A 22,268-nucleotide genomic window follows, 5' to 3' on the forward strand; every position below is an offset into this window, starting at 1 on the left:
AATTATTATGAGAAAGATCCATATCAACTGTGACCTTGGAGAAGGCGGGGAATTTGACCGTCAGTTAATGCCGCTTATCTCTGCCTGTAATATCGCCTGTGGGGGCCATGCAGGCACCCTGGAGAGCATGCATATGACTGCAGTCCTTGCTATGGAACACGGAGTGCAGATTGGAGCACATCCCTCTTATCCCGATAAAGAGAACTTCGGAAGGGAAACTCTTGAAATCGAACCCGATAAACTACAGCGTTCCCTGGTAGCGCAAATCCTTAGCCTGAAGCAGATCACTGAAGCTGAAGGAGCAAAGCTTGTCCACGTCAAACCTCACGGGGCTTTGTACAACGATGCCCAAAAGAATGAAACCATTGCAGAGGCAATAGTAAATTCAATTCTTGAATTTGAAGAACCATTTGCTCTATATGCTCCCGAAAATTCAATACTAACCGGGATTGCAAAAGGAAGAATCAAGGTGGTTTATGAAGCCTTTGCGGACCGGAATTATAACCCTGACGGGAGTCTTGTTGAAAGGAAAAATCCGCATGCTTTGATCACCAAAAAAGAACAGGTGCTTGAGCATCTTTTATCCATGGTTTCTGAGCAAAAGATCACCTGTTTGAACGGGAAGAAAATTGATTGTAATGCGACTACTTTTTGCCTCCACAGCGACACTCCAAATGCAGTTGAAATTCTCACTTATCTTCACCGGGAATTGCCTAAACATGGTATAGAGATTAACCAAAATTTATGAAGGATTTTCCAGAGATAAAATTAATGGGGGAGAAGGCGATCCTTATAGAATTCGAGGAGGTGATCAATGAAGATTTACTGGAAAAGATCCTTGGTTACAAAAAATTCCTGCAGGAAAAATTATTTAAAGAAAAGGTTGAGGTAATCAACACATATAATTCATTAGCAGTTGTTTACAATTCACCTATAGAAGATGTCTATGGAGAGGTTTCAAGGGTGAAAAAGCTTTTGGAAGTGGCTAATATAGCTAATAATATTGAAAAGAGTTTATTCCATATTCCCGTGTGTTATGAATCTGATTTTGCACCAGATTTCCAATATGTTTCCGCTCAAAAAAACCTTTCCGGAAAACAGATTATTGAACTTCATTCTGCTCCCGTTTATACTGTTTTTTTTATAGGGTTCTTACCCGGATTCCTGTACCTTGGGGGACTTGATAAAAACCTCCATATTTCCCGAAAAGAGCAACCTCGTTTAGAGGTTCAAAAAGGCTCTGTGGGAATAGGTGAAAATCAGACCGGGATCTATCCGCAATCAAGCCCTGGAGGATGGCAAATAATAGGAAATTCCCCGGTGCCTCTTTTTGATAAAAACCGGTTACCGCCCTGTGAGATTTCAGCAGGAGATAAGATCAAGTTCTATCCGGTTTCCGGGCAGGAACATATGCAGATCACTGAAGAAGTAGCTGCAGAAACTTTCCGTTTCAAAAAAGAGATCTATGAAGGCTGAAGCAGTAATATTGCAACCCGGATTGTTTTCGACAATCCAGGATTCGGGAAGGAGAGGGTTAATGCAGTATGGAGTTCCTTTGAGCGGCCCTATGGATACCTATGCAGCGGGAATGGCAAATCTACTATTACAGAACCCACCCGGGACAGCTATATTGGAGATAACTTTGCTGGGGCCTAAATTAAGATTTACAGGAGCAACAAGTATAGTGATTACCGGAGCACAACTTTCGCCACATTTGAACGGAGAGCCTTTAGAAAACAACAAAGCTTACCATCTCTCGGGAGGTGAGCTCCTTTCTTTCGGGAAAAGATTGACCGGCTGTAGAGCTTATTTGGCTGTAAAAGGCGGCTTCAGAACTGAAAAGGTACTGGACAGTAGAAGTTGGTATTCGGTATGCACCCGGTACGAAAAACTCATTAAAGGAATCGGTCTTGAGTACCGGTCCTCTATGGAAACTCTACCGGAACACCATTCCGGTGTTAGGTTTGACAATTATCTATCGGCTGAAATAGTGGAAACCTTCAAAGGTCCCGAATACGATTGCCTTTCAGAAGCAGAAAAAAAGAACCTTCATGAAAGGGTTTTTTCCGTAGACAGAAACAACAACAGGATGGGAATACAGTTACAGGAATCCATTGAAAATTCCCTCAAACCCATTTTGACGGGCCCGGTTCTTCCGGGGACAGTACAGCTGCCGCCCTCCGGGAAACCTATTGTTCTTATGCGAGACTGTCAAACCACGGGAGGGTACCCGAGAATTCTGCAATTAAGTGAAAAAGGGATCAATAAACTGACACAGAAAATTGCGGGAGATCGTTTTCGGTTTAAAATTCTTGACAGGTAAACAAACAGAAGGTGCCATCTTTCTGAAGACTCAACTTCCCCTACATTATCAAGTCTTAGAAATTTGACACCCGTTAACAAAATTTATCCTCTCTAATTTACGAAATATCAAGAGTTTATAACTGTTAATTTTGATTAATTAATCTTTAAAGTTTATAAAGGTTATGTAGTATTTGTCAGAACAGTTTTATATTTTAAAGAGACCTGATAAAGCGATAACTTTGTAAAAAAAATTGCAAGTGATAGATTCTGCTAAAATTGAGTTGCGCAACCTGAGCGTGGAAGATTATAAGGAGCTCAAGATCTCTATGCTCGAGAGTTATGGAAGTCTTGCTGAAGCATACTGGAGTGAAAAGGAGATCAAGAACCTTATAAAAAAATTCCCCGATGGGCAATTCTGTATCATCATTGATGAGAAGATCGCCGGTTGTGCCCTTTCCATAATTGTTGATTATAATAAGTTTGATGACAATCACACTTATGAACAGATCACGGGAGGGGAGAATTTCTCCACCCATAACAAGAATGGGGATGTTCTGTATGGGATAGATGTTTTTATTCATCCCGAATACAGGGGGATGAGACTTGGAAGGCGACTTTATGAGGCGCGAAAAGAACTTTGTGAGCAATTGAACCTGAAGTCCATCATCTTTGGTGGCAGAATACCCAGTTACGCAAAATTTGCCGCAGAGTTAACTCCAAAACAGTATATTGAAAAGGTCAAGATCAAAGAGATCCATGACCCGGTATTGTCTTTTCAGCTTTCCAACGATTTTCACGTAAAGAAAGTGATCAAAGGATACCTGGCAGGAGATTATGAAAGCAAGGAGTTTGCCACTTTAATGGAATGGAACAACATTTACTATTCCAAGCCCGATAAGCTTATTCATACCCAGAAAACGGTGGTGAGGCTTGGCCTGGTACAGTGGCAAATGCGTCTTTTTAAGGATTTTGAAGCGCTGGTTTCCCAGATCGAATTCTTCGTGGATGCCGTAAGTGATTACCAAAGTGATTTCATCCTGTTCCCTGAGCTGTTCAACGCACCGTTAATGGCCGATTACAACCATCTTAATGAGGCGGAAGCCATTCGTTCCCTGGCCTCCTATACAGATAAGTTGCTGGAAACCTTTGTTGATTTCGCCATCACCTATAATATCAATATCATTACCGGAAGTATGCCCCAGATCATTGGTGAACACATGTACAACGTGGGATACCTTTGTAGAAGGGATGGTAGTTATGAGCGGTATGAGAAATTGCACATAACCCCGGCGGAAGCTTCTGCCTGGGGGATGAAAGGCGGAACCAAACTGCAGACCATGGATACTGACTGCGGAAAGATTGGTGTCCTTATCTGTTATGATGTGGAATTTCCTGAGGCATCGCGAATACTGGCAGATGAAGGAATGAACATTCTTTTTGTGCCTTTCATGACCGATACCCAAAATGGATATTCCAGGGTACGCCTTTGTGCCCAGAGTCGTGCGGTAGAAAACGAGTGTTATGTGGCCATCGCTGGTTCTGTGGGGAATTTGCCAAAGGTGAACAATATGGACATCCAGTATGCTCAAAGTGCTGTTTTTACACCTTCAGATTTCTCGTTTCCGGTTAATGGTATTAAAGCCGAAGCCACGCCAAATACCGAAAGTACGTTGCTGGTAGACGTTGATCTTGATCTTTTAAAGGAATTACATGCCTTTGGAAGTGTTCGTAACCTTACCGATCGGAGAAAAGACCTGTATTCTCTTAAAAAGAAGAATCCTAAAAATACTTAAGCAGCTTTTTTGCCAGCTTCAGTTTATTGCCATAAGGTGCATACCTCAGAGGTACGTCCAACCATGTCGCACGCTTGCTGATACTTTTTTTATGCGAGAAAGTGTCAAAGGAAAATTTTCCGTGGTAGGCACCGTAACCACTGTTGCCCACCCCTCCAAAAGGCAGGTTCTTGTTCGCAATATGCACGAGCACATCATTCACAGCGCCCCCTCCAAAACTGAATTTTTGGATGATGTTTTCTGAAAAATCCTTTTCTTCGGAAAAGACATAGAGGGAAAGGGGTTTTGGATAATTTAGTATGATCTTTTCCACTTCTTCTTCTGAACTAAAAGAGATCACCGGAAGAATAGGTCCAAAGATCTCATCCTGCATTATTTCTGAATTCAATGAGGGTTCATCTATCAAAGTGGGCGAGATATACAGACTGTCAATATCTGTTGCGCCTCCTGCCAAACAGTTTTGGTCATTTAAAAGCTCCTTTAACCGTTCAAAATTCTTTTGATTGATGATCCGGGCAAAATCAGGAGAACTTTTAGGATGATCTCCAAAAGCAGCAATTATTTCCTTTTTTACGGCCTTCAGAAATTTAGCTTTCACTGAGGCATCGATCAGAAGATAATCTGGAGCGATACAGGTTTGTCCGGCATTTACAAATTTGCCCCACACGATCCTCTTTGCTGCCAGTTCCAGTTTGGCAGAACGGTGAATGATACATGGACTTTTACCCCCAAGCTCCAGAGTTGCTGGGGTCAGGTGAGGGGCAATAGATTTTGCGACGATCCTTCCCACAGGTACACTTCCGGTGAAGAAAACATAATCCCATTTCTCTTCCAGTAATTTTTCAGAAGCAGAAGCATCTCCCTGTACCACGCTCACCCATTCCGGAGGAAATATTTCAGCAAAGATCTCTTCAACAATTTGAGAAGTGTAGGGGGAATATTCACTGGGTTTCAAAACCACGGTATTTCCCGCTGCAATAGCACCTATAGCAGGGGAAACTTTTAATTGGAAGGGGTAATTCCATGGCGCGAGTACCAGGCAGGTGCCATAGGGCTCAGAATAAATAAAATCTGATGAAGGGAAATTGAGCAAGCTACTTTTCACCTTTTTTGGCTTCGCCCAGTTCTTCAGGTGCTTAATGATATACTTTAATTCACTGAGGATAAAGGAAGTTTCGGTAACGACGGTTTCAAATTCCGGTTTTTGGAAATCATTGTAAAGAGCTTCAGAAATTTCTTTTTCTCTTTTTTCAATGACTGTTTGCAGCCTCTTTAGTTTTTCAAGTCTTTCATGAATATCCCGGGTGCCTCCGGCTTCAAAAAAGGCTCTTTGTTTTTTGATTACATTGGGGATATTCTCTTCGGAAGGGATAAAAGTATGGGCCATTGATCCTATTTAGACCTTGTCAATTTACGACATTGCCATTACAAATTAAAAAAGCAGTCCATTGAGGAGTAAAAATTATTTTTCCTCTCCCTCCGGAAGGTTTTTTCTTACTGCAGCTTCCAGAACCTGCCTATTCCTGCTCTACTTCGTAGTAACCAGAACCCACGATAAAAGTTTCTCCGTTGGCTTCAGCTTTTTTCACAAAGGTCATTTTTTGCGCAGGAGTATTAGTTCCGGGTAGAAACCAGGACATCTCCAGCCATCCGCTGCCTTTCTCCATGGCAAGATCAATCTCTTTTTTAACGACGGGGTTTCCATCCAGATCTTTCATGTCGATCAGATTTCTGCCTTCAAGGGACGGCAGTGCCGGATTCACTAATTCGGTACCGTCAGGACTAGCGACGAATATATACGTATCCATAAAATAGAAGGGCCCTTTTTTATCTCTTAGTACATCAAAAGCCTCCCGTCCCTGTTTTTCGATCAAGGCAGCTGCCTGCTCTACCATATCCTCGATGAAGAATTCATCCATTTTCATATTATAGATCCCGCTGCCCACCAGGTGATCCTTGCCGGAAGGAAAGGTCACCTTCTTTATATAACTCGATTTCCAGGCAGGAAAAATATCTCCGGGTTCCGGGTACATGTAATGCACCCAGCCTTCACCTGCCGCAGAGGAAGCTGTCTCAAGGAACATCTTACCATATGGCCGGCCCAGGGCATCCAGGGTGCCGTTAACTATATCACCTTCTATGGAGGGATCTGCAGCATGAAAAACCCTTTTTCCGTCAAGATCCCATACGAACAGATATTTGTCTCCGTTAAACCATTGGGAATCTTTTATCCTGAAATCGGAGAAAGCTTCTTCCCCCTCTTCTTCCAGTTTGACCGCAGCATCGGTTACAAAGTTCTTGAGATCAAACGGCGTGATCTCTTCTCTTTTCAATTTTTTCTTTGGTGCATCGGCCAGATAAACACCTGCCCCCACCAGCACCCAGCTGTCCCCTAAATGGGCTTTTTTTACATAAGTAGATTTCTGGGTTGAAAGATTGTCCCCGGGTTTTGGCCACATATACTCTACCCAGCCGGCGGAATCTTTTTCAACGGCTTTGAACATTTCCTGCACCAGAAACTTTCCTTCAGTATCCTTTAGGTCCATAAGATTTCTCCCCTCCAGGTTTCTGAAGGCAGGATTTACCAGTTCTACCCCGGTAGTGTCTAAAACGAAAATATAGGTATCCTTGACCAGGAAGGGGCCTGCAGGATCATAGAATTTTTCGAAAGCCGCTTTTCCTTCAGATTCAATCATTTCTACTGCATTATCCACCATATGGGATACGAATTCCTTTTCCATACGGTCATTGTACATTCCGCTGCCAATGATATATTCTTTCCCTTCAGGAGACTTAACCAACTGCACATAACTGCTTTTCCAGCGGGGAAGAAGTCCATCCGGGACCGGCCATTGATAATGGAACCAGCCTTCCTGTTTTTCGGGTAGGGCCGTAGCGGTTGCCAGGAGACCCCGTATAATGGGTTTTCCGTTGACGTCCTCCAGATCCAGCTGGTTCTTATTTTCCATTTCGGGATCTGCATGCACAAGCATGTTCCCCTCTTTATCTAAAACAAAAATATAGGTTTCTCCCTTGCGCCACCGACTTTGGGGCTTCCGGAATTCTTCAAAAGCTGCTACCCCGTTTTCACGGATCATTTGAGCCGCATCCTTGACAAGCTCAATTAAATATTGGGTTGAATCCTGTCCTGCCATTGCAGTGTCTGTTGCGCGATACATTTCTGAATGGTCATTTAAAACAGGGTTGATTTCGTTTGAAAAACCTCTTTGACATAAAAAGGTCCCAAGCGTAAGAACTAAAATGATACTTGTTCTCATTTTCAAAAGTTTTAGAATGTTGTTGTGGGGGATATCAGTAAGGGGAAATATTAAATACAGTATATGTGATCATGAGAAATATCAGAAACCAGAAAACAGCTCCATACAGTGAAAGCTGAGTTTCTTTGTTTCCCGATCCTTATATGTTGTACTTCAATTAAATATACAAAATATCATGCTGATAATTTATCATTAAGGTCATGATATTTATCAGTCAGAAAAGGAGCTTTGAGGAAAGTGGTATGAGAACAGGAATTAAATGCTGGCATCCCATAACGGATCCTTAGGAGGAGGAGCGGTGATATCCACCTTTTCCTTTTTTACGGGATGTATGAATGAAAGCCTTCTTGAATGCAGGTGAATGCTTCCATCTTTGTTGCTTCGGTCAAATCCATATTTCAGATCTCCCTTAATAGGGCAGCCAATAGCAGATAACTGACTCCTAATCTGGTGATGGCGACCTGTGTGCAGATCGATCTCCAGGAGGTAGTAATTATTGAGTTGTTTTAGTATCTGGTAGTCCAGAATGGCTTTTTTGGAATCGGGTACTTCTTTGATGTGAGCGTAGGATTTATTCTGCTTTTGATTGCGTTTCATATAATGCACCAGGGTGTCCTGCTGCTTTGGTGGTGCATTTTTGACGATCGCCCAGTAGGTTTTCCTTGCGTCTTTCTCTTTGAATAACTTATTAAGGCGGGGAAGGGCCTTGGAGGTCTTTGCAAATACCACGATGCCGCTTGTAGGTCGATCGAGTCTGTGTACCACCCCCAGATATACCTTTCCGGGTTTGTTGTATTTGATCTTTATATATTCCTTTACCACTTCGCTGAGAGGCATATCTCCGGTTTTGTCACCCTGCACGATATCACCGGGCCGCTTATTGACAATTATGAGGTGATTGTCCTCGTGGAGCACCTGTAAATTTTGTGGGGTTGAAATTATCTTATCTTCCAAAAACGGGATTTTAAATAGTCTTTATAATTTCCTTTTTAAAAGGATTTTTTATGGGTTCCAGTTCCAGGGAGGCCAGGGCATCCTTGAGAACCGGTAAATCTTCCCTTGCTATTAAATCAGTCCTGATCACGAGCTTTTCATGAAGTGTCAAAAAAGTGATTTCGTCTGCAATCTTTTTAATCCGTGTGAACTTTGTAAGATCAATTTCCTTCTTGTTGCCGGGGATGTTACAAGTGAGAATTTGATCTTCAAGCTCTAAATATTGAAACTTCACCTTATAAAAATAAAAACCATAATAGAAAACTCCTAAAGCTGTGAAACCATATTTTAAAAAAATACCGGAGTCAAAAATAATTCCTGCAACTCCACATATCAGGTAAACCGATCCCATCAAAAGATCTTTCCTTAAATGCTTTTTTGAATATCTAATCGTCATTTTGCATAAGTGATCAAGCTTCGGGTGTTAGGAATAAACTTTAAAGCAAATAAAGTGATAAAAATTCCGAAGACAAATAAGCTCCAGTATAAAATTCCGAAGTCCAGCCAGTTTAACCATTCCGAATACAATTCAGCCTTATAATAAATGAGTTGATTAGAGACATTGTACAGGAAGTGAAGTAAAATGGAATAGCCAATATTTTTAGTTCTGTAGAAAATCACTGCGCTAATAAGTCCCATGATGAAGGCGGGAATCAGGTTAAGGGGTGTCTCCCAGTGAATGAGTGAAAACAAGACAGATGAGACCAGTAAAGCTGTTAAAAACCCTTTTTTGATCAATAATTTTTGAAACAAGAATTTTCTGAAAAACAATTCTTCTAAAACTGGAGCTATGAGGAAGGCAGTGATGGTTCCGTAAATTTCACTCGTGGAAAAACCTTCATAAATGAATTTAGCCGGAGTGTTATTAAATAATCTGTTAAGGTCAAGAAATGGACGATTGATAAATTCTGTTCCCAGGAGAATAAGCAAGAGAAAAAGAATTATAAACAGATCGGGCTTTTTGACGGTAACATTAAATTTCTTGCTCCGTGATTTCCAGAAGAAATAGAAGATGGTAAGATATGTAGTCACCCGCGCTATTATAAGAGTCCACCCTAAGATATGATCCAGATCTTCCGGGCCGTTCCTTGTATCGAAGATTAAATAAGAAAGGAACTGAAGAACTATCTCGAAAAGCAGCAATAGGAAAGTGAGTAAAACAGCTTTAGCTATTCCCATACCTTTCAGGAATTGGTCTGCGACCAGCCAAGAAATGGATTTTCTTTCTGATGGAGCTTCAGGGAACCTAGAACGGGATAAAGATCTTTGATAGAATCTTCATCAATGATACCGGTGTTAATACTAAGGTTTTCTTCGGAAGTGAAAATTTTGATCTTTCCTGGAAAGGATTTAATCTGAACAACCTCTTCTAGTTTTAACGACTTTTTTCTGAGGGAATGCTTTGTGAGGAATCCGTTTTCAATTTTAAGGTATTGATTATGCCTTTCAAAAAAGAAGTTCCCTACCATAAGGATTCCTAATAGCAGCTGAAAATAACCGAAATAGCTGGCTGATCCTTCAAGCCATTTTACGGTACCCCATAAGGTAAAAAGGCTTCCTAATAAAAGGTTTGAAAAAAGGCGGGTTTTAGAATACCTGATTTTCATGTTCTAAGAAAACTTCTAATACTGTTCCTCGTCTGATGGGAAATTTCTGCTCTTCACATCATCCCGGTATTGTTCAAAGGCTTTGGTCATTTCAGTATGCAGATCGGCATATCTTCTCAAAAACCGCGGATTGAACTCATGGGTCATTCCAATCATATCATGAACTACCAGTACCTGCCCGTCGACCCCGTTTCCGGCACCAATCCCTATAACCGGAATAGTTAGGCTTTCCGCAACCTCTTTAGCGAGTTTCGCAGGGACCTTTTCAAGCACCAAAGCAAAACACCCGGCTTTTTCCAGCATCAGGGCATCAGTCTTCAGTTTTTCTGCTTCGGCTTCTTCCTTGGCTCGAACAGTATATGTTCCGAATTTATAGATGGACTGTGGCGTTAATCCCAGGTGACCCATAACAGGTATTCCTGCGTTTAAAATGCGTTTCACTGAATCTTTGATCTCCTTACCACCTTCCAGTTTCACTGCATGGCCGCCGCTTTCTTTCATGATCCTGATGGCAGAGCGTAAAGCTTCCTTAGGGTCACTCTGATAACTACCGAAGGGAAGATCCACCACCACCAAAGCTCGTTCAACAGCCCTTATCACACTTGCTGCGTGATAGATCATTTGATCAAGGGTAATAGGAAGCGTTGTCTCATGTCCCGCCATAACATTACTGGCAGAGTCACCAACCAGGATCACATCAATACCTGCTCCATCAACAATTTTAGCCATGGAATAATCGTAAGAGGTGAGCATGGAAATTTTTTCTCCCTGGGCTTTCATCTCTACCAGGGATTTGGTAGTGACCCGTTTGTACTGTTTTTTAGCAACTGACATGTAGGTGGATTTTAAATTCCTGTAAAAGTAGTAAATTCGGCTTCTACATCCCAAACTATACAAAAATGATAAAATTTATTCCCACAATGATCCTTTTGTGTTTGACAATATCGGTTTCGGCCCAGGAAATTTCCGAAGATGAAAAAGTGAAGAAAACAATTGAGACTTTCTTCCAGGGTTTTCACGCAAGAGATTCTGTTGTAATGAAATCTGTATTCCATGAAGATCCCATTGTGCAAACCATTGGCAGGACCAAAGAGGGAGAGGTGAAATTGGTTAATGAAGAGCTTGGAAAAGTATTAAAAGGCATAGTGGCTATTCCGCTGGAGACTGAATTCAAAGAAGTTTTACACAATTATGAAATTAAAATTGACGGAGAAATGGCCCATGCCTGGACCCCATATTCATTTTATATGAATGGTAATTTTAGTCATTGTGGGGTGAATAGCTTTCAGTTGCTAAAGGTGAAGGAAGAATGGAAGATCATTTTTCTAATTGATACGAGGAGGAAGGAAGGTTGTGAGGGGAGGAAAATGAAATAAATTTCAGGCACTAAATTCCAAATTCCAATCATTCTATAGAGAAGAGGGTGACGAGAGATCGGCTGCCCGTTGCCAGTTGCCAGTTGGCAGTTGCGGGTTGGGGGATTTTTCTCCAAAGCCGCTGCGCTAGTGTAGCGCTGGATCACCCCCTCAGACTATCGTCTGCCACCCCTGCCTGTTGGCAGGCAGGCCTCCTTGAAAAAAGGAGGGGAGCTGGACCTTTCGCTGCGCAACTCTCCACAAGTGGAGACAGTCTGGTACTTCGTTTCTCTGCTCGTTCACCTGCCTTCGGCAGGGCGGGGAGGTTAAAAACTCACTACTCAATACTCACTACTCAAATCTCTATTACGGCTTGAGCACCACCCTGAACCTGGCTTTGTTGTTGATCATTCGGTCATAGGCCTCGTTGACTTTATCAAGTGGATATTCTTCAATCATAGGAACGGTACCGGTGAGGGCACTGAAATCCAAGGTGTCCTCCGAATCTTTAGCAGTACCACTGGGCCATCCAGCCAGGGATTTTCTCCCCATAAGCAGCTGCATGGGTGAAACTTTCACCTCTTCTCCAGTAGCGGCGACTATAAGGAGCTTTCCGTCTATGCCTAGACCGTCCACCACTGCTGTAATGGCTTTACCCACCGGAGCAGTGGCCAGTATCAATTTTGCGCCTCCCAGCTTTTGAAGAGCTTTTGCAGGGTCTTCTTTTTCAGTATTTATAAAATGTTTGGCTCCGAGTTCTTTTGCCAGCTCCTTTTTGTTATCGCTATGAGAAATGGCAACAGTAAGCATACCCATTTTGGCGGAATATTGTATTGCCAAATGACCCAGACCGCCAATTCCCTGCACGGCCACAATATCGCCTGGCTTTATTCCTGAATTGCGCAGCGCGTTAAAGACGGTAATCCCGGCGCAGAGGAGAGGAGCGGCTTCGGCCGAAGAAAGTTCTTTAGGAACAGAGGCAACAGCCTCCTGTGGTGCTGTCATAAATTCGGCGTAACCTCCGTCATATGAAATACCACTCACTTTTGCATTTTTACAATTTATAAAATCTCCTTTTCTGCAGGGATCACACTCAAAACAATGTCCGCCATGCCAGCCGACACCCACGCGCTGTCCCTTTTTCCAGATGTTTACTCTTTCTCCTACTTCTTCCACAGTACCAACCACTTCATGGCCCGGCACTCTTGGATACTGAATGCCCGGAAAGGTACCGTCCTTTACAAATGCGTCACTATGGCAAATTCCACAGGCTTCTACTTTTATTAGAACTTCCTTTGGTCCGGGCTTAGGCTTGTCTAATTCCACAATCTTAAAATCACCTCCTTTTTCCTGTACTTGTGCTGCTTTCATAACTTCTTCTGATTTTTGAGTTTTGAAGTTATTGAAAATAAGAGGTTTATATCTATAAAATGTAGTTAAAAGGGGGTAGGAAAGGGAGTACCGGACCACCCCTGTCTGCCGGCAGGCAGGCCTCCTTGAAAAAAGGATGGGGAGCTGATTGAGACATTTCGCTTCGCGAAACCCTCCAAGTGTGGAGGAGTTTCGGTAAATTGTTTCGCTTCGAGATTAAAATCTCAATACTCAAATCTAATATCTCAATACTAACCTAGCAGTCACTCAAACTCACCCTCACCGCCAATCCACCTTCAGAAGTTTCCTTGTATTTAGAGTTCATGTCTTTCGCTGTTTCCCACATGGTTTCGATAACCTTATCCAGTGGAACTTTGGCATGAATGGAATCGGCATCCATGGCCATTTCAGCAGCGTTAATGGCTTTTATGGCACCCATTGAATTACGTTCGATGCAAGGAATTTGTACCAAACCTGCAATAGGATCGCAAGTAAGACCTAAGTGATGTTCCATGGCGATTTCAGCGGCCATCATAACCTGTTCAGGACTTCCGCCCATAACCTCCGTCAATGCTCCGGCAGCCATTGAGGAAGATACCCCTATCTCTGCCTGGCATCCTCCCATTGCAGCAGATATAGTAGCACCTTTTTTGAACAAGCTGCCAATTTCTCCTGCTACCAGTAAGAATTGCTTTATTTTTTCGAATCCGGCGTCGTGATTCTCGATCGTAAGATAATACATAAGAACGGCGGGGATCACTCCCGCGCTTCCATTGGTGGGGGCTGTAACAACTCGACCTAAAGAAGCATTAACTTCATTTACTCCAAGCGCGAAGCAGCTCACCCATTTCAAGATCGAACGAAATTTTACCTCGGTCTTACGAATGACCTCTATCCATTCTTCAGGAGTATTGTATTCCAGGTCCCCGATCAGTTTTTTATGGGAGTCGGGAGCTCTGCGACGAACGTTCAAACCTCCGGGTAAGATCCCTTCAGTATGACAGCCTAAATACATGGATTCCAGCATTACATCCCAAATGGCCTTAAGACCGGCGTCAATTTCTTCTTCGGTGCGAAGGGATTTTTCGTTCTCGTAAACGATTTCAGAGATCTTCTTATTCTCCTGTTTACAAAAACCAGCGAGATCTGTTCCTTTTATTATTGGAAAAGGAAATTCCTTGAATTTCTGAAGTTGTTTTTTGGCATTCTTTCGTTCTTCTTTCACTACAAATCCGCCGCCTATGGAGTAAAAGGTTGAAGAAATGGTTTTTCCGTTATGTAAACGGGCCATGAATTTCATTCCGTTGGGATGGAACGGCAGGAATTTTTTATTAAACACGATATCGTTATCGAAATCAAAATCAATGCTGCGCTCCCCATTAAGGTTAAGACGGTTAAAGGTCTTGATGTTATTGATTTCCGGATCAATATTCTCAACCGGTATGGTGACAGGATCATACCCCAGAAGGCCGAGTAATGAGGCGAGATCAGTAGCATGGCCAATCCCGGTGAGGGAAAGAGAACCGTATAAATGTATAGTGACCCCTTCTACCAAATCGAATTTCCCGGCTTCTTTGAGTTCTTTGATCCATCTTTCACCGGCCCGCCAGGGACCAAGAGTGTGGGAACTGGACGGTCCAACCCCTATTTTAAGCATATCAAATACACTGATACTTTCCATCCTGTCAATTTAGCGTGCAAATGTAATAATCCCTTGTCACAATATAGAAATTTAAGATAAGGCAATTTTGTCGGTTGTTTCTTCGGAATGATTCGTTGGAATAGCCAAAAATGACATCCTGTCATATAATTTCCGGTGGCATAATGATTGACTTTAAGTGGATGATTAAAATTTTGAAAACAATAATAAACAACAACCTATAGATTATGAGTAAAATAATTGGAATCGACTTAGGTACTACCAACTCTTGTGTTGCCGTAATGGAAGGTAACGAGCCAACGGTAATTCCTAACGCCGAAGGAAAAAGAACTACTCCTTCTGTTATCGCTTTTGTTGAAGGAGGCGAAATAAAAGTAGGAGATCCTGCAAAACGACAGGCTGTAACCAACCCAACGAAAACTATTTCCTCTATTAAGAGGTTTATGGGAAACAAATATTCCGAAGTTTCCAAAGAAGCGGGAAGAGTTCCTTATAAAGTAGTAAAAGGGGATAATGACACACCACGTGTTGAGATAGACGGACGTAAATATACTCCGCAGGAACTTTCAGCGATGGTGCTTCAAAAAATGAAGAAAACTGCCGAAGATTATCTTGGACAGGATGTAACCGAAGCAGTAATTACCGTACCTGCATATTTTAATGACTCTCAGCGCCAGGCTACAAAAGAAGCCGGAGAGATTGCAGGTCTTAAAGTTAGAAGGATCATTAACGAACCTACTGCAGCAGCACTGGCTTACGGACTTGATAAAAAGTCTCAGGACCAGAAGATCGCTGTTTATGACCTGGGTGGTGGTACTTTCGATATTTCTATCCTTGAATTAGGGGATGGAGTTTTTGAAGTGCTTTCTACAAATGGTGATACTCACCTTGGAGGTGACGATTTTGATGAGGTGATCATCGACTGGCTTGCAGATTCATTTAAAAAAGCTGAAGATATTGACCTTAGAAAAGATCCTATGGCACTTCAGCGTTTGAAGGAAGCTGCAGAGAAAGCCAAGATAGAGCTTTCCTCTTCTACCCAGACTGAAATCAACCTTCCATACGTTACTGCTACTGCAAGCGGACCAAAACACCTTGTAGAGACTTTGACAAGATCTAAATTCGAACAACTTGCCGATACTTTGGTAAAGCGTTCTATGGATCCCGTACAAAAAGCGCTTAGCGATGCAGGTCTTTCAAAAAGTGATATTGATGAGGTAATTCTTGTTGGTGGATCAACCCGTATCCCTAAGATCCAGGAAGAAGTTGAGAAGTTCTTCGGAAAGAAACCGTCCAAAGGGGTGAATCCTGATGAAGTTGTGGCGATTGGTGCTGCGATCCAGGGTGGTGTTTTGACCGGTGACGTAAAAGATGTATTGCTTCTTGACGTAACCCCACTATCTCTTGGTATCGAAACTATGGGAGGTGTAATGACCAAATTGATTGAGTCTAACACAACCATTCCTACCAAGAAATCACAGGTATTCTCTACTGCGGCCGACAATCAGCCATCTGTTGAGATCCACGTGTTACAGGGGGAACGCCCAATGGCAAATGATAACAAAACCATTGGTAGATTCCACCTTGACGGAATTCCACCGGCGCAAAGAGGAACACCTCAAATTGAAGTGACTTTTGACATCGATGCCAACGGTATCATCAAAGTAAGCGCGACAGATAAAGCTACCGGTAAATCCCAGGATATTAGAATCGAGGCTTCTTCAGGTCTTACTGAAGAAGAGATCCAAAAGATGAAGCAGGAAGCTGAAGCGAATGCTGAAACCGATAAAAAAGCCAAAGAAAAAGTAGATAAGCTGAATGAAGCTGATGCTATGATCTTCCAGACTGAAAAGCAGCTGAAAGAATTTGGTGATAAACTTTCTGATGATAAGAAGAAGCCAATCGAAGACGCTTTGGAAGAACTTAAAAAAGCTTACGAGACCAAAGAAGTAGATACCATTCAGCCTGCATTAGATAAGATTAATGAGGCCTGGAAAGTAGCTTCTGAAGAAATGTACAAAGCACAAGCCGATGCAGGCGGACAACCAGGTGGCCCACAGGGCGGACCGGGAGCCGGACCTCAGGGAGGAGCAACCGGTGGTGAACAAGCCGGAGGTGACTCCAAGCAAGGTGACGATGTAGAAGACGTTGACTTCGAAGAGGTGAAATAAACCCTCCTAACCTCCACTTAAGAAGGGGAGGGACTTTGGAACAAATATGAAAGCGCAGCCAATTTGGCTGCGCTTTTTTTATACCCTTGACTTTAAAAACAAACCACAACAAAAACTGAGGCAATTGTCTGGTCGGGCACTTCGACTTTGCTCAGTACGGGCTCTTTCGAGACCTCCTTCTTTACTTCAATTCTGCTTCAAAAAGACCTCTCGACTACCTGCCGGCCGGATAGGCGGGCGCTCGAGGAGACATGGTCGTTTTCTATATAAAGTCGTCAAGCTGAACTTGTTTCAGCTTAACTGATCCTGAAACGAGTTCAGGATGACGGGATTTTCCTCATTAGAAATTAATTGCACTGGCAATCGCTGTTAGTTATATTCAATTGAATAGTCCCCTCCTTCGGAGAAGTGGCCAAAGGACGGGGTGGGGATGGAACTACGGCACGGATTGCAAATCCGCACCGACTTTATCAGATTATTTAAATTGTTGAAAAGGACCCCAAGACTTCGCTCGAGGAGACATGGTCGTTTTCTATATAAAGTCGTCAAGCTGAACTTGTTTCAGCTTCCCAAAGATCCTGAGACGAGTTCAGGATGACGGGATTTTCCTCATTAGAAATTAATTGCACTGGCAATCGCTGTCAGTTATATTCAATTGAATAGTCCCCTCCTTCGGAGAAGTGGCCAAAGGTCGGGGTGGGGATGGACCATCGGCACGGATTGCAAATCCGCGCCAACTTTATCAGATTATTTAAATTGTTGAAAAGGACCTCAAGACTTCGCTCGAGGAGACATGGTCGTTTTCTATATATAGTCGTCAAGCTGAACTTGTTTCAGCTTCTCAAAGATCCTGAAACGAGTTCAGGATGACGGGATTTTCCTCATAGAAATTAATTGCACTGGCAATCGCTGTTAGTTATATTCAATTGAATAGTCCCCTCCTTCGGAGAAGTGGCCAAAGGACGGGGTGGGGATGGAACTACGGCACGGATTGCAAATCCGCACCGACTTTATCAGATTATTTAAATTGTTGAAAAGGACCTCAAGACTTCGCTCGAGAAGACATGGTCGTTTTCTATATAAAGTCGTCAAGCTGAACTTGTTTCAGCTTCTCAAAGATCCTGAAGCGAGTTCAGGATGACGGAGGTTGAAATAGTCATTTTGGCTCCTGGCTCCTGATTCTTGAAGCGTAGCTGTCTAAAAAAGCTATTCCTCCGCAAACTTCAGGATGACCCCCATATTCACCTCGTGCCCACCGTCAAATGGAATAAACTTTAAATTCGTCGGAAATAATTCCCAGATCCTTTTTTCTTCTGACTCAAGAAACTCCTTATTGACAAAAGGATCTTCGGTTCCATAGACGAAGGAGATCTCTGTACCTTGCAAAAAGGTAAAATCTTCAGGCTTCAATTCATTCGGTAAACGACCGGAATTGAGGATGAGCTTTGAACAAGGGATCTTGCGTCTGGCAATCCAGCGGGTGACAATAGAAACACCCTGGGAGTAGCCGAAAAGGATCAGGTTTTTGGCATTTTTGAGCCCCTCTTTTTCATAGATCTCATCGAGATATGCCAGTACATTCTGAATATCCTGTTCAGTATTTTCGCGGGTAGCCCAGGAGGCGCCAACGTGTTCATATTTTCCGTTGAGGTAATATTTTGATGGTGCCTGTGGCGCAATGATATAATTCTTCTCCTGATTGAGGTGCCGGAAGTATTTTAAGAAATACCGGCTCAGATAGCCAATGCCGTGGAAGACCACCCAAACGTTTTCTGTTTTATCTGTACGCTCGTTGAGTGTGCTATAAGAATTGACCGATTTGTAAGAAACCTGCTTTTCGTTCATCATTATCCGGTGGTTTTGTACTTTTACAAAGAAACCAATCTATTTACCATGACCAAAGAGGAAACTCATGCGCTTTTGAAAAAGATATGCAAAAATACCCTAATGGAAACTCTTGATATAGAGATTTCTGAAGTAGGGGATGATTTCCTGATCGCGAGAATGCCGGTCACTTCTAAAGTTCATCAACCTGACGGTGTGCTTCATGGAGGCGCGACCGTCGCCCTGGCGGAGACTGTAGGTAGCATGGCCAGCTTCGTTTTTTTGAACACTGAAGATTATTACGTTCGCGGCATCGAGATCTCGGCCAATCATTTAAAAAGTATTTCTGAAGGTTACGTTTTTGCCAAAGCGACCTACCTTCACAAGGGCAGGACTACGCAACTTTGGAATATTCGTATTACAGATGAAGCTGAAAACCTCATTTCGGTGGTTAAACTCACCACGATCACCCTTCCTAAAAAGAAGAAATAATGACCGAAGACTTATTTTTTGAAAGGCTTCGGAAGCATTACGAACAGAACTTACCTTTTATTGCCTACCGGAAACCTGAAGCAACCGGTGTACAGGCTTTTTTGCAGCAGAATGCGGATCTTTATACTACCGAAGATTTCACGGAAAGCGGATTCATTTTCGCTCCTTTTGATGACCGTAAGAAGACGATCCTTATTCCCGAAAATGCTTCGGAAAAGCTCATTTTTGAGCAGGTATTTTCCGAAGAAGCTTCCACTTCTGTTGACTCTCCAAAAGAGGAAATTTCCGAAGAAAAAAAGTCGGCTCATATTCAACTGGTAAGTAAAGCAGTTTTGGCTTTAAAAACAGGGGAAATGGACAAGGTAGTGCTGTCGCGAAAGGAAGACGTTAAGCTGAAGGAGAAAGCTCCCCTAAAGTTGTTCAGGGAGCTGCTGAAAACTTATCCCACCGCGTTTGTGTATTGCTGGTTTCACCCGAAAGTCGGTTGCTGGTTGGGTGCCACCCCTGAAACCCTTTTTAAAGTAGAAGGCACCCGATTTAAAACCATGGCCCTGGCCGGTACACAGAAATATACCGGAACAATGGAAGTGACCTGGGGGGGAAAAGAGAAACAGGAACAACAATTCGTAACCGATTCCATTGTCGAAAACCTGAAACAATCCGGTGTGGAAAATTTGAAAATCTCTGCTCCTTATACGGTAAGGGCAGGAAATCTTTTGCACCTGCGCACAGATATAACGGGTATAATGCACAGTAAAGCCGTCCGATCGGACGGCTCTACAGAGGGCATATCCGGCATAATCTCTGTCCTCCACCCAACTCCCGCGGTATGCGGCCTTCCGAAGGAAAAGGCCAAAGAATTCATACTTTCTGAAGAAGGCTATGACCGGGAATTCTATACCGGATTTTTAGGGGAACTCAACTTGCAGAAGAATACACAGCGCTCCCGGAACAGAAGAAATGTGGAAAACCTGGCTTACAGAGCCGTAAAAAAGGAAACCGCTCTTTTTGTTAACCTGAGATGCATGAAAATTGAAGCAGAAAAAGCAGAACTTTTTATTGGCGGAGGGATCACCAAAGATTCTGTTCCTGAAGATGAATGGCAGGAGACGGTGAATAAGGCAGAAACCATGAAAAAAGTGCTTCTGAAATTGTAATTTTGATTAATAAAACCTCATAGGTTTCTAAAAGCTGTGAGGTTTCAAAAAACATCATTTTTGAAATACCCAAAAATACCAGTTGCAAGATCTATAGTCGCCCTTTGTGAAGCTAAAGGCATTCATCACGTAGTGATCTCGCCGGGATCCCGGAATGCTCCTCTCACTAACGGATTTGCGTTTAATCCTAATATTCAAACCTACAGCGTAGTTGATGAACGCTGTGCGGCATTTGTGGCACTGGGAATGGCCCAGCAAATCGGGAAACCGGTTGCAGTGGTGTGTACTTCCGGCTCAGCTCTTTTAAACTATTACCCTGCGGTAGCCGAAGCCTTTTACAGCGATATCCCGTTGGTGGTTATATCTGCCGACAGGCCTATTGAACGTATTGACATAGGTGATGGGCAAACCATTCGCCAAAAGAACGTTTTTGAGAACCATATTTTATATTCGGCCAACCTTCATTCTGAGGTTGTGCTTGAAAACGAATCCACCGAGAAAAAACTTCAGCAGAAACAATTCGAATCGCGCAAACATAATGAAAGGGAGATCAACCTGGCGCTGAACAAGGCAATTGAAGGTAAGGGGCCGGTGCATATCAACGTTCCATTTTACGAACCTCTATATGAGGTAGTGGAGGACGTAGAAGTGAATCCTATCCAGATCCTGCCCGAGCTCAGGGAGAAAACCTATTCTGAAGCTCAGTTGCTGGCCTATGCCGATCTGTGGAACAAGGCCAAACGAAAAATGGTGATCGTAGGTGTGGCGCAGCCAAATGCTGTGGAGCAGAGATTCCTGGATGAACTGGCAGATGATGCTTCTGTTATTATTTTTACGGAAACTACCTCAAACGTACACCATCCTAAATTCTTTACACGGATAGACACGATCATAGGGCCTATTGAAAAGGAAGCAGATCCCGAAGAATTGTTCGGTGCCCTACGCCCCGATATTTTACTCACTTTTGGGGGAATGATCGTGTCCAAAAAGATCAAGGCGTTTCTACGCACCCATAATCCAAAACACCACTGGCATGTAGATCCTAAAAAAGCATATAATACCTTCTTTTGCCTGAACAAACATTTTGAAACTTCGGTGAATTCTTTCTTTACGAATTTCCTTCCGCTAACCGGGCAGGTCGAAAGTGACTATGCTTCCTTTTGGCAGGAAGTGAGGAGCAGAAGGCAGGTACGTCATGAAGATTACATGAACAGGATCCCGTATTCAGACCTTAAGGTGATGAAGGCTATTGTACCCAATATGCCCGAAAATCATATTTTGCACCTTGCCAATAGTTCTACCATAAGGTATGCCCAGCTTTTCAAATGGAAAGAGAGCCTGAAGATCTATTGCAACCGGGGCACCAGCGGAATTGATGGCAGTATCTCCACTTCGGTTGGAGCGGCAATGGTTTCAGAAGAACCCGTTTTAATGATCACCGGTGACCTGAGCTTTTTCTACGACAGTAATGCCCTGTGGAATAATTACATTCCGAAGAATTTCAGGATCATTATCCTCAATAATCACGGGGGCGGTATTTTCAGGATACTTCCGGGGGATAAGAATTCGGAAACCTTCGACACTTATTTTGAGACCGTACATAACCTGCAGGCCAAACCCATTTGTGATCTGCATGGATTCGATTATGCTTCGGCAAGCACTTCCGAAGAAATAGAAGGTGGATTAAAACACTTTTTTGAGCCTTCCGAAAGACCAAAGGTGCTGGAGATCTTTACACCGCGAAAAGTGAACGATGAAGTATTGTTGGAATATTTCAGCTTTATCAAATCTTAGGATTTCTTTTAATCTTTCCTGCTACTAATTTTTTATCTTCTGGGAGAACCTAAAATTTAAAGAAATGAGTAAAACAGAAGAGAAAGTAGAGAAGTACGTTCAGGACATCAAAGATAAAATGGGCGAGGATCCAGATGTGGATCTTTTGAGAAAAGTCACCTTGGCCTGTGGTCCCAGCATTTTTCAGAGTGATGCGGAAACGATCTCAAGTTCTTCACCTGAGGAACTCGAAACAGTTAAGCAAAATTTCATGATCAAAAAGCTGGGTCTTAAGGATGATAAAAATCTGGATGCCGGCCTTGAATTGGTTATCGAAAAATATGGGACTTCAAACCGAAATAAATACAGGGCAGTAGTTTACTATCTTCTCACTAAGTTTTATAAAAAGGAAGCGATCTTCAATTAGAGTTCCCAGAAAAGGCAACCTTACCGATTTTATTATGCATAACGAGCTGTTAAAAATAAAGTA

General features: G+C 42.8%; 20 protein-coding genes. 10 read left to right on the plus strand and 10 right to left on the minus strand.

Going from position 1 to position 22,268, the window contains the following annotated elements:
- The first annotated feature begins 7 nt into the window (after window positions 1-7).
- The 4 genes from pxpA (at window position 8) to ACFSTG_RS11250 (ending at window position 4,097) form a co-directional block, all read left to right on the plus strand.
- The gene (gene pxpA / locus ACFSTG_RS11235) at window positions 8-748 is read left to right on the plus strand and encodes a 5-oxoprolinase subunit PxpA (RefSeq protein WP_380752655.1); all 741 of its coding nucleotides are present in this window, start codon (window positions 8-10) and stop codon (window positions 746-748) included.
- Complete coding sequence (gene pxpB, locus ACFSTG_RS11240; protein WP_380752658.1) at window positions 745-1,476, plus strand: 5-oxoprolinase subunit PxpB; 732 nt, start codon at window positions 745-747, stop codon at window positions 1,474-1,476. The genes pxpA and pxpB overlap by 4 nt, the downstream gene beginning before the upstream one ends.
- Window positions 1,466-2,323 carry a 5-oxoprolinase subunit C family protein gene (locus ACFSTG_RS11245; RefSeq protein WP_380752661.1) on the plus strand — a complete coding sequence of 286 codons (858 nt, stop codon included), beginning with the start codon at window positions 1,466-1,468 and terminating at the stop codon, window positions 2,321-2,323. Before pxpB ends, ACFSTG_RS11245 begins: the two co-directional genes overlap by 11 nt.
- 238 nt (window positions 2,324-2,561) lie before the next feature.
- The gene (locus ACFSTG_RS11250; RefSeq protein WP_380752664.1) at window positions 2,562-4,097 is read left to right on the plus strand and encodes a GNAT family N-acetyltransferase; all 1,536 of its coding nucleotides are present in this window, start codon (window positions 2,562-2,564) and stop codon (window positions 4,095-4,097) included.
- Here the strand turns inward: ACFSTG_RS11250 and ACFSTG_RS11255 are convergent.
- The 7 genes from ACFSTG_RS11255 to panB form a co-directional block, all read right to left on the minus strand.
- Window positions 4,084-5,484, minus strand: coding sequence for an aldehyde dehydrogenase (locus ACFSTG_RS11255; protein ID WP_380752667.1), 1,401 nt, complete (start codon window positions 5,482-5,484; stop codon window positions 4,084-4,086). The genes ACFSTG_RS11250 and ACFSTG_RS11255 overlap by 14 nt on opposite strands.
- 130 nt (window positions 5,485-5,614) lie before the next feature.
- Window positions 5,615-7,375 carry a cache domain-containing protein gene (locus ACFSTG_RS11260; protein WP_380752669.1) on the minus strand — a complete coding sequence of 587 codons (1,761 nt, stop codon included), beginning with the start codon at window positions 7,373-7,375 and terminating at the stop codon, window positions 5,615-5,617.
- A gap of 255 nt (window positions 7,376-7,630) precedes the next feature.
- Complete coding sequence (locus ACFSTG_RS11265) at window positions 7,631-8,329, minus strand: RluA family pseudouridine synthase (protein WP_380752672.1); 699 nt, start codon at window positions 8,327-8,329, stop codon at window positions 7,631-7,633.
- Between the two features lie 10 nt (window positions 8,330-8,339).
- Window positions 8,340-8,765: a hypothetical protein gene (locus ACFSTG_RS11270; RefSeq protein ID WP_380752675.1), complete on the minus strand. Its 426-nt coding sequence runs from the start codon at window positions 8,763-8,765 to the stop codon at window positions 8,340-8,342.
- Window positions 8,762-9,547 carry a CPBP family intramembrane glutamic endopeptidase gene (locus ACFSTG_RS11275; RefSeq protein WP_380752678.1) on the minus strand — a complete coding sequence of 262 codons (786 nt, stop codon included), beginning with the start codon at window positions 9,545-9,547 and terminating at the stop codon, window positions 8,762-8,764. The genes ACFSTG_RS11270 and ACFSTG_RS11275 overlap by 4 nt, the downstream gene beginning before the upstream one ends.
- 5 nt (window positions 9,548-9,552) lie before the next feature.
- Window positions 9,553-9,975 carry a hypothetical protein gene (locus ACFSTG_RS11280; protein WP_380752681.1) on the minus strand — a complete coding sequence of 141 codons (423 nt, stop codon included), beginning with the start codon at window positions 9,973-9,975 and terminating at the stop codon, window positions 9,553-9,555.
- 15 nt (window positions 9,976-9,990) lie between these two features.
- Entirely contained in the window at window positions 9,991-10,809 is an 819-nt protein-coding gene (gene panB / locus ACFSTG_RS11285) for a 3-methyl-2-oxobutanoate hydroxymethyltransferase (protein ID WP_380752684.1), read from the minus strand.
- Window positions 10,810-10,874: 65 nt separating this feature from the next.
- Between panB and ACFSTG_RS11290 the strand changes: the two genes are divergently transcribed.
- Complete coding sequence (locus tag ACFSTG_RS11290) at window positions 10,875-11,351, plus strand: nuclear transport factor 2 family protein (RefSeq protein WP_380752686.1); 477 nt, start codon at window positions 10,875-10,877, stop codon at window positions 11,349-11,351.
- Window positions 11,352-11,696: 345 nt separating this feature from the next.
- Here the strand turns inward: ACFSTG_RS11290 and ACFSTG_RS11295 are convergent, their stop codons facing one another.
- Complete coding sequence (locus tag ACFSTG_RS11295) at window positions 11,697-12,701, minus strand: alcohol dehydrogenase (RefSeq protein ID WP_380752688.1); 1,005 nt, start codon at window positions 12,699-12,701, stop codon at window positions 11,697-11,699.
- Between the two features lie 256 nt (window positions 12,702-12,957).
- Window positions 12,958-14,382, minus strand: a complete 1,425-nt coding sequence (locus tag ACFSTG_RS11300) for an L-serine ammonia-lyase (protein WP_380752691.1) — start codon at window positions 14,380-14,382, stop codon at window positions 12,958-12,960.
- A gap of 206 nt (window positions 14,383-14,588) precedes the next feature.
- On the opposite strand from ACFSTG_RS11300, the gene dnaK reads away from it, so the two are divergent.
- On the plus strand, window positions 14,589-16,532 hold the full coding sequence (gene dnaK / locus ACFSTG_RS11305; protein WP_380752694.1) for a molecular chaperone DnaK: 1,944 nt from the start codon (window positions 14,589-14,591) through the stop codon (window positions 16,530-16,532).
- Between the two features lie 1,206 nt (window positions 16,533-17,738).
- Here the strand turns inward: dnaK and ACFSTG_RS11310 are convergent.
- Window positions 17,739-18,380, minus strand: coding sequence for an alpha/beta hydrolase (locus ACFSTG_RS11310; protein ID WP_380752696.1), 642 nt, complete (start codon window positions 18,378-18,380; stop codon window positions 17,739-17,741).
- Window positions 18,381-18,425: 45 nt separating this feature from the next.
- Here ACFSTG_RS11310 and ACFSTG_RS11315 point away from each other — a divergent pair, with 45 nt between their 5' ends.
- The 4 genes from ACFSTG_RS11315 to ACFSTG_RS11330 all read left to right on the plus strand — a co-directional run bounded on the left by ACFSTG_RS11315 (window position 18,426) and on the right by ACFSTG_RS11330 (window position 22,205).
- Entirely contained in the window at window positions 18,426-18,848 is a 423-nt protein-coding gene (locus tag ACFSTG_RS11315; protein ID WP_380752699.1) for a PaaI family thioesterase, read from the plus strand.
- Window positions 18,848-20,005, plus strand: a complete 1,158-nt coding sequence (locus ACFSTG_RS11320; protein WP_380752701.1) for a chorismate-binding protein — start codon at window positions 18,848-18,850, stop codon at window positions 20,003-20,005. Before ACFSTG_RS11315 ends, ACFSTG_RS11320 begins: the two co-directional genes overlap by 1 nt.
- A gap of 60 nt (window positions 20,006-20,065) precedes the next feature.
- Entirely contained in the window at window positions 20,066-21,799 is a 1,734-nt protein-coding gene (menD, locus tag ACFSTG_RS11325) for a 2-succinyl-5-enolpyruvyl-6-hydroxy-3-cyclohexene-1-carboxylic-acid synthase (RefSeq protein WP_380752704.1), read from the plus strand.
- Between the two features lie 64 nt (window positions 21,800-21,863).
- Window positions 21,864-22,205: a DUF2853 family protein gene (locus tag ACFSTG_RS11330; RefSeq protein WP_380752707.1), complete on the plus strand. Its 342-nt coding sequence runs from the start codon at window positions 21,864-21,866 to the stop codon at window positions 22,203-22,205.
- Window positions 22,206-22,268: the final 63 nt, after the last annotated feature.

The organism is Salinimicrobium flavum, from assembly GCF_042684505.1.
Classification (GTDB): domain Bacteria; phylum Bacteroidota; class Bacteroidia; order Flavobacteriales; family Flavobacteriaceae; genus Salinimicrobium; species Salinimicrobium flavum.

What these genes read in the sequence shown, in the direction of transcription:
- ACFSTG_RS11280 (WP_380752681.1), bottom strand. Translation starts at nt 9,975, where the DNA reads ATGAAAATCAGGTATTCTAAAACCCGCCTTTTTTCAAACCTTTTATTA.
- dnaK (WP_380752694.1), top strand. Translation starts at nt 14,589, where the DNA reads ATGAGTAAAATAATTGGAATCGACTTAGGTACTACCAACTCTTGTGTT.
- ACFSTG_RS11295 (WP_380752688.1), bottom strand. Translation starts at nt 12,701, where the DNA reads ATGAAAGCAGCACAAGTACAGGAAAAAGGAGGTGATTTTAAGATTGTG.
- ACFSTG_RS11320 (WP_380752701.1), top strand. Translation starts at nt 18,848, where the DNA reads ATGACCGAAGACTTATTTTTTGAAAGGCTTCGGAAGCATTACGAACAG.
- ACFSTG_RS11275 (WP_380752678.1), bottom strand. Translation starts at nt 9,547, where the DNA reads ATGGGAATAGCTAAAGCTGTTTTACTCACTTTCCTATTGCTGCTTTTC.
- ACFSTG_RS11260 (WP_380752669.1), bottom strand. Translation starts at nt 7,375, where the DNA reads ATGAGAACAAGTATCATTTTAGTTCTTACGCTTGGGACCTTTTTATGT.
- ACFSTG_RS11310 (WP_380752696.1), bottom strand. Translation starts at nt 18,380, where the DNA reads ATGATGAACGAAAAGCAGGTTTCTTACAAATCGGTCAATTCTTATAGC.
- panB (WP_380752684.1), bottom strand. Translation starts at nt 10,809, where the DNA reads ATGTCAGTTGCTAAAAAACAGTACAAACGGGTCACTACCAAATCCCTG.
- ACFSTG_RS11270 (WP_380752675.1), bottom strand. Translation starts at nt 8,765, where the DNA reads ATGACGATTAGATATTCAAAAAAGCATTTAAGGAAAGATCTTTTGATG.
- ACFSTG_RS11330 (WP_380752707.1), top strand. Translation starts at nt 21,864, where the DNA reads ATGAGTAAAACAGAAGAGAAAGTAGAGAAGTACGTTCAGGACATCAAA.
- ACFSTG_RS11290 (WP_380752686.1), top strand. Translation starts at nt 10,875, where the DNA reads ATGATAAAATTTATTCCCACAATGATCCTTTTGTGTTTGACAATATCG.
- pxpB (WP_380752658.1), top strand. Translation starts at nt 745, where the DNA reads ATGAAGGATTTTCCAGAGATAAAATTAATGGGGGAGAAGGCGATCCTT.
- ACFSTG_RS11315 (WP_380752699.1), top strand. Translation starts at nt 18,426, where the DNA reads ATGACCAAAGAGGAAACTCATGCGCTTTTGAAAAAGATATGCAAAAAT.
- ACFSTG_RS11255 (WP_380752667.1), bottom strand. Translation starts at nt 5,484, where the DNA reads ATGGCCCATACTTTTATCCCTTCCGAAGAGAATATCCCCAATGTAATC.
- ACFSTG_RS11300 (WP_380752691.1), bottom strand. Translation starts at nt 14,382, where the DNA reads ATGGAAAGTATCAGTGTATTTGATATGCTTAAAATAGGGGTTGGACCG.
- pxpA (WP_380752655.1), top strand. Translation starts at nt 8, where the DNA reads ATGAGAAAGATCCATATCAACTGTGACCTTGGAGAAGGCGGGGAATTT.
- ACFSTG_RS11245 (WP_380752661.1), top strand. Translation starts at nt 1,466, where the DNA reads ATGAAGGCTGAAGCAGTAATATTGCAACCCGGATTGTTTTCGACAATC.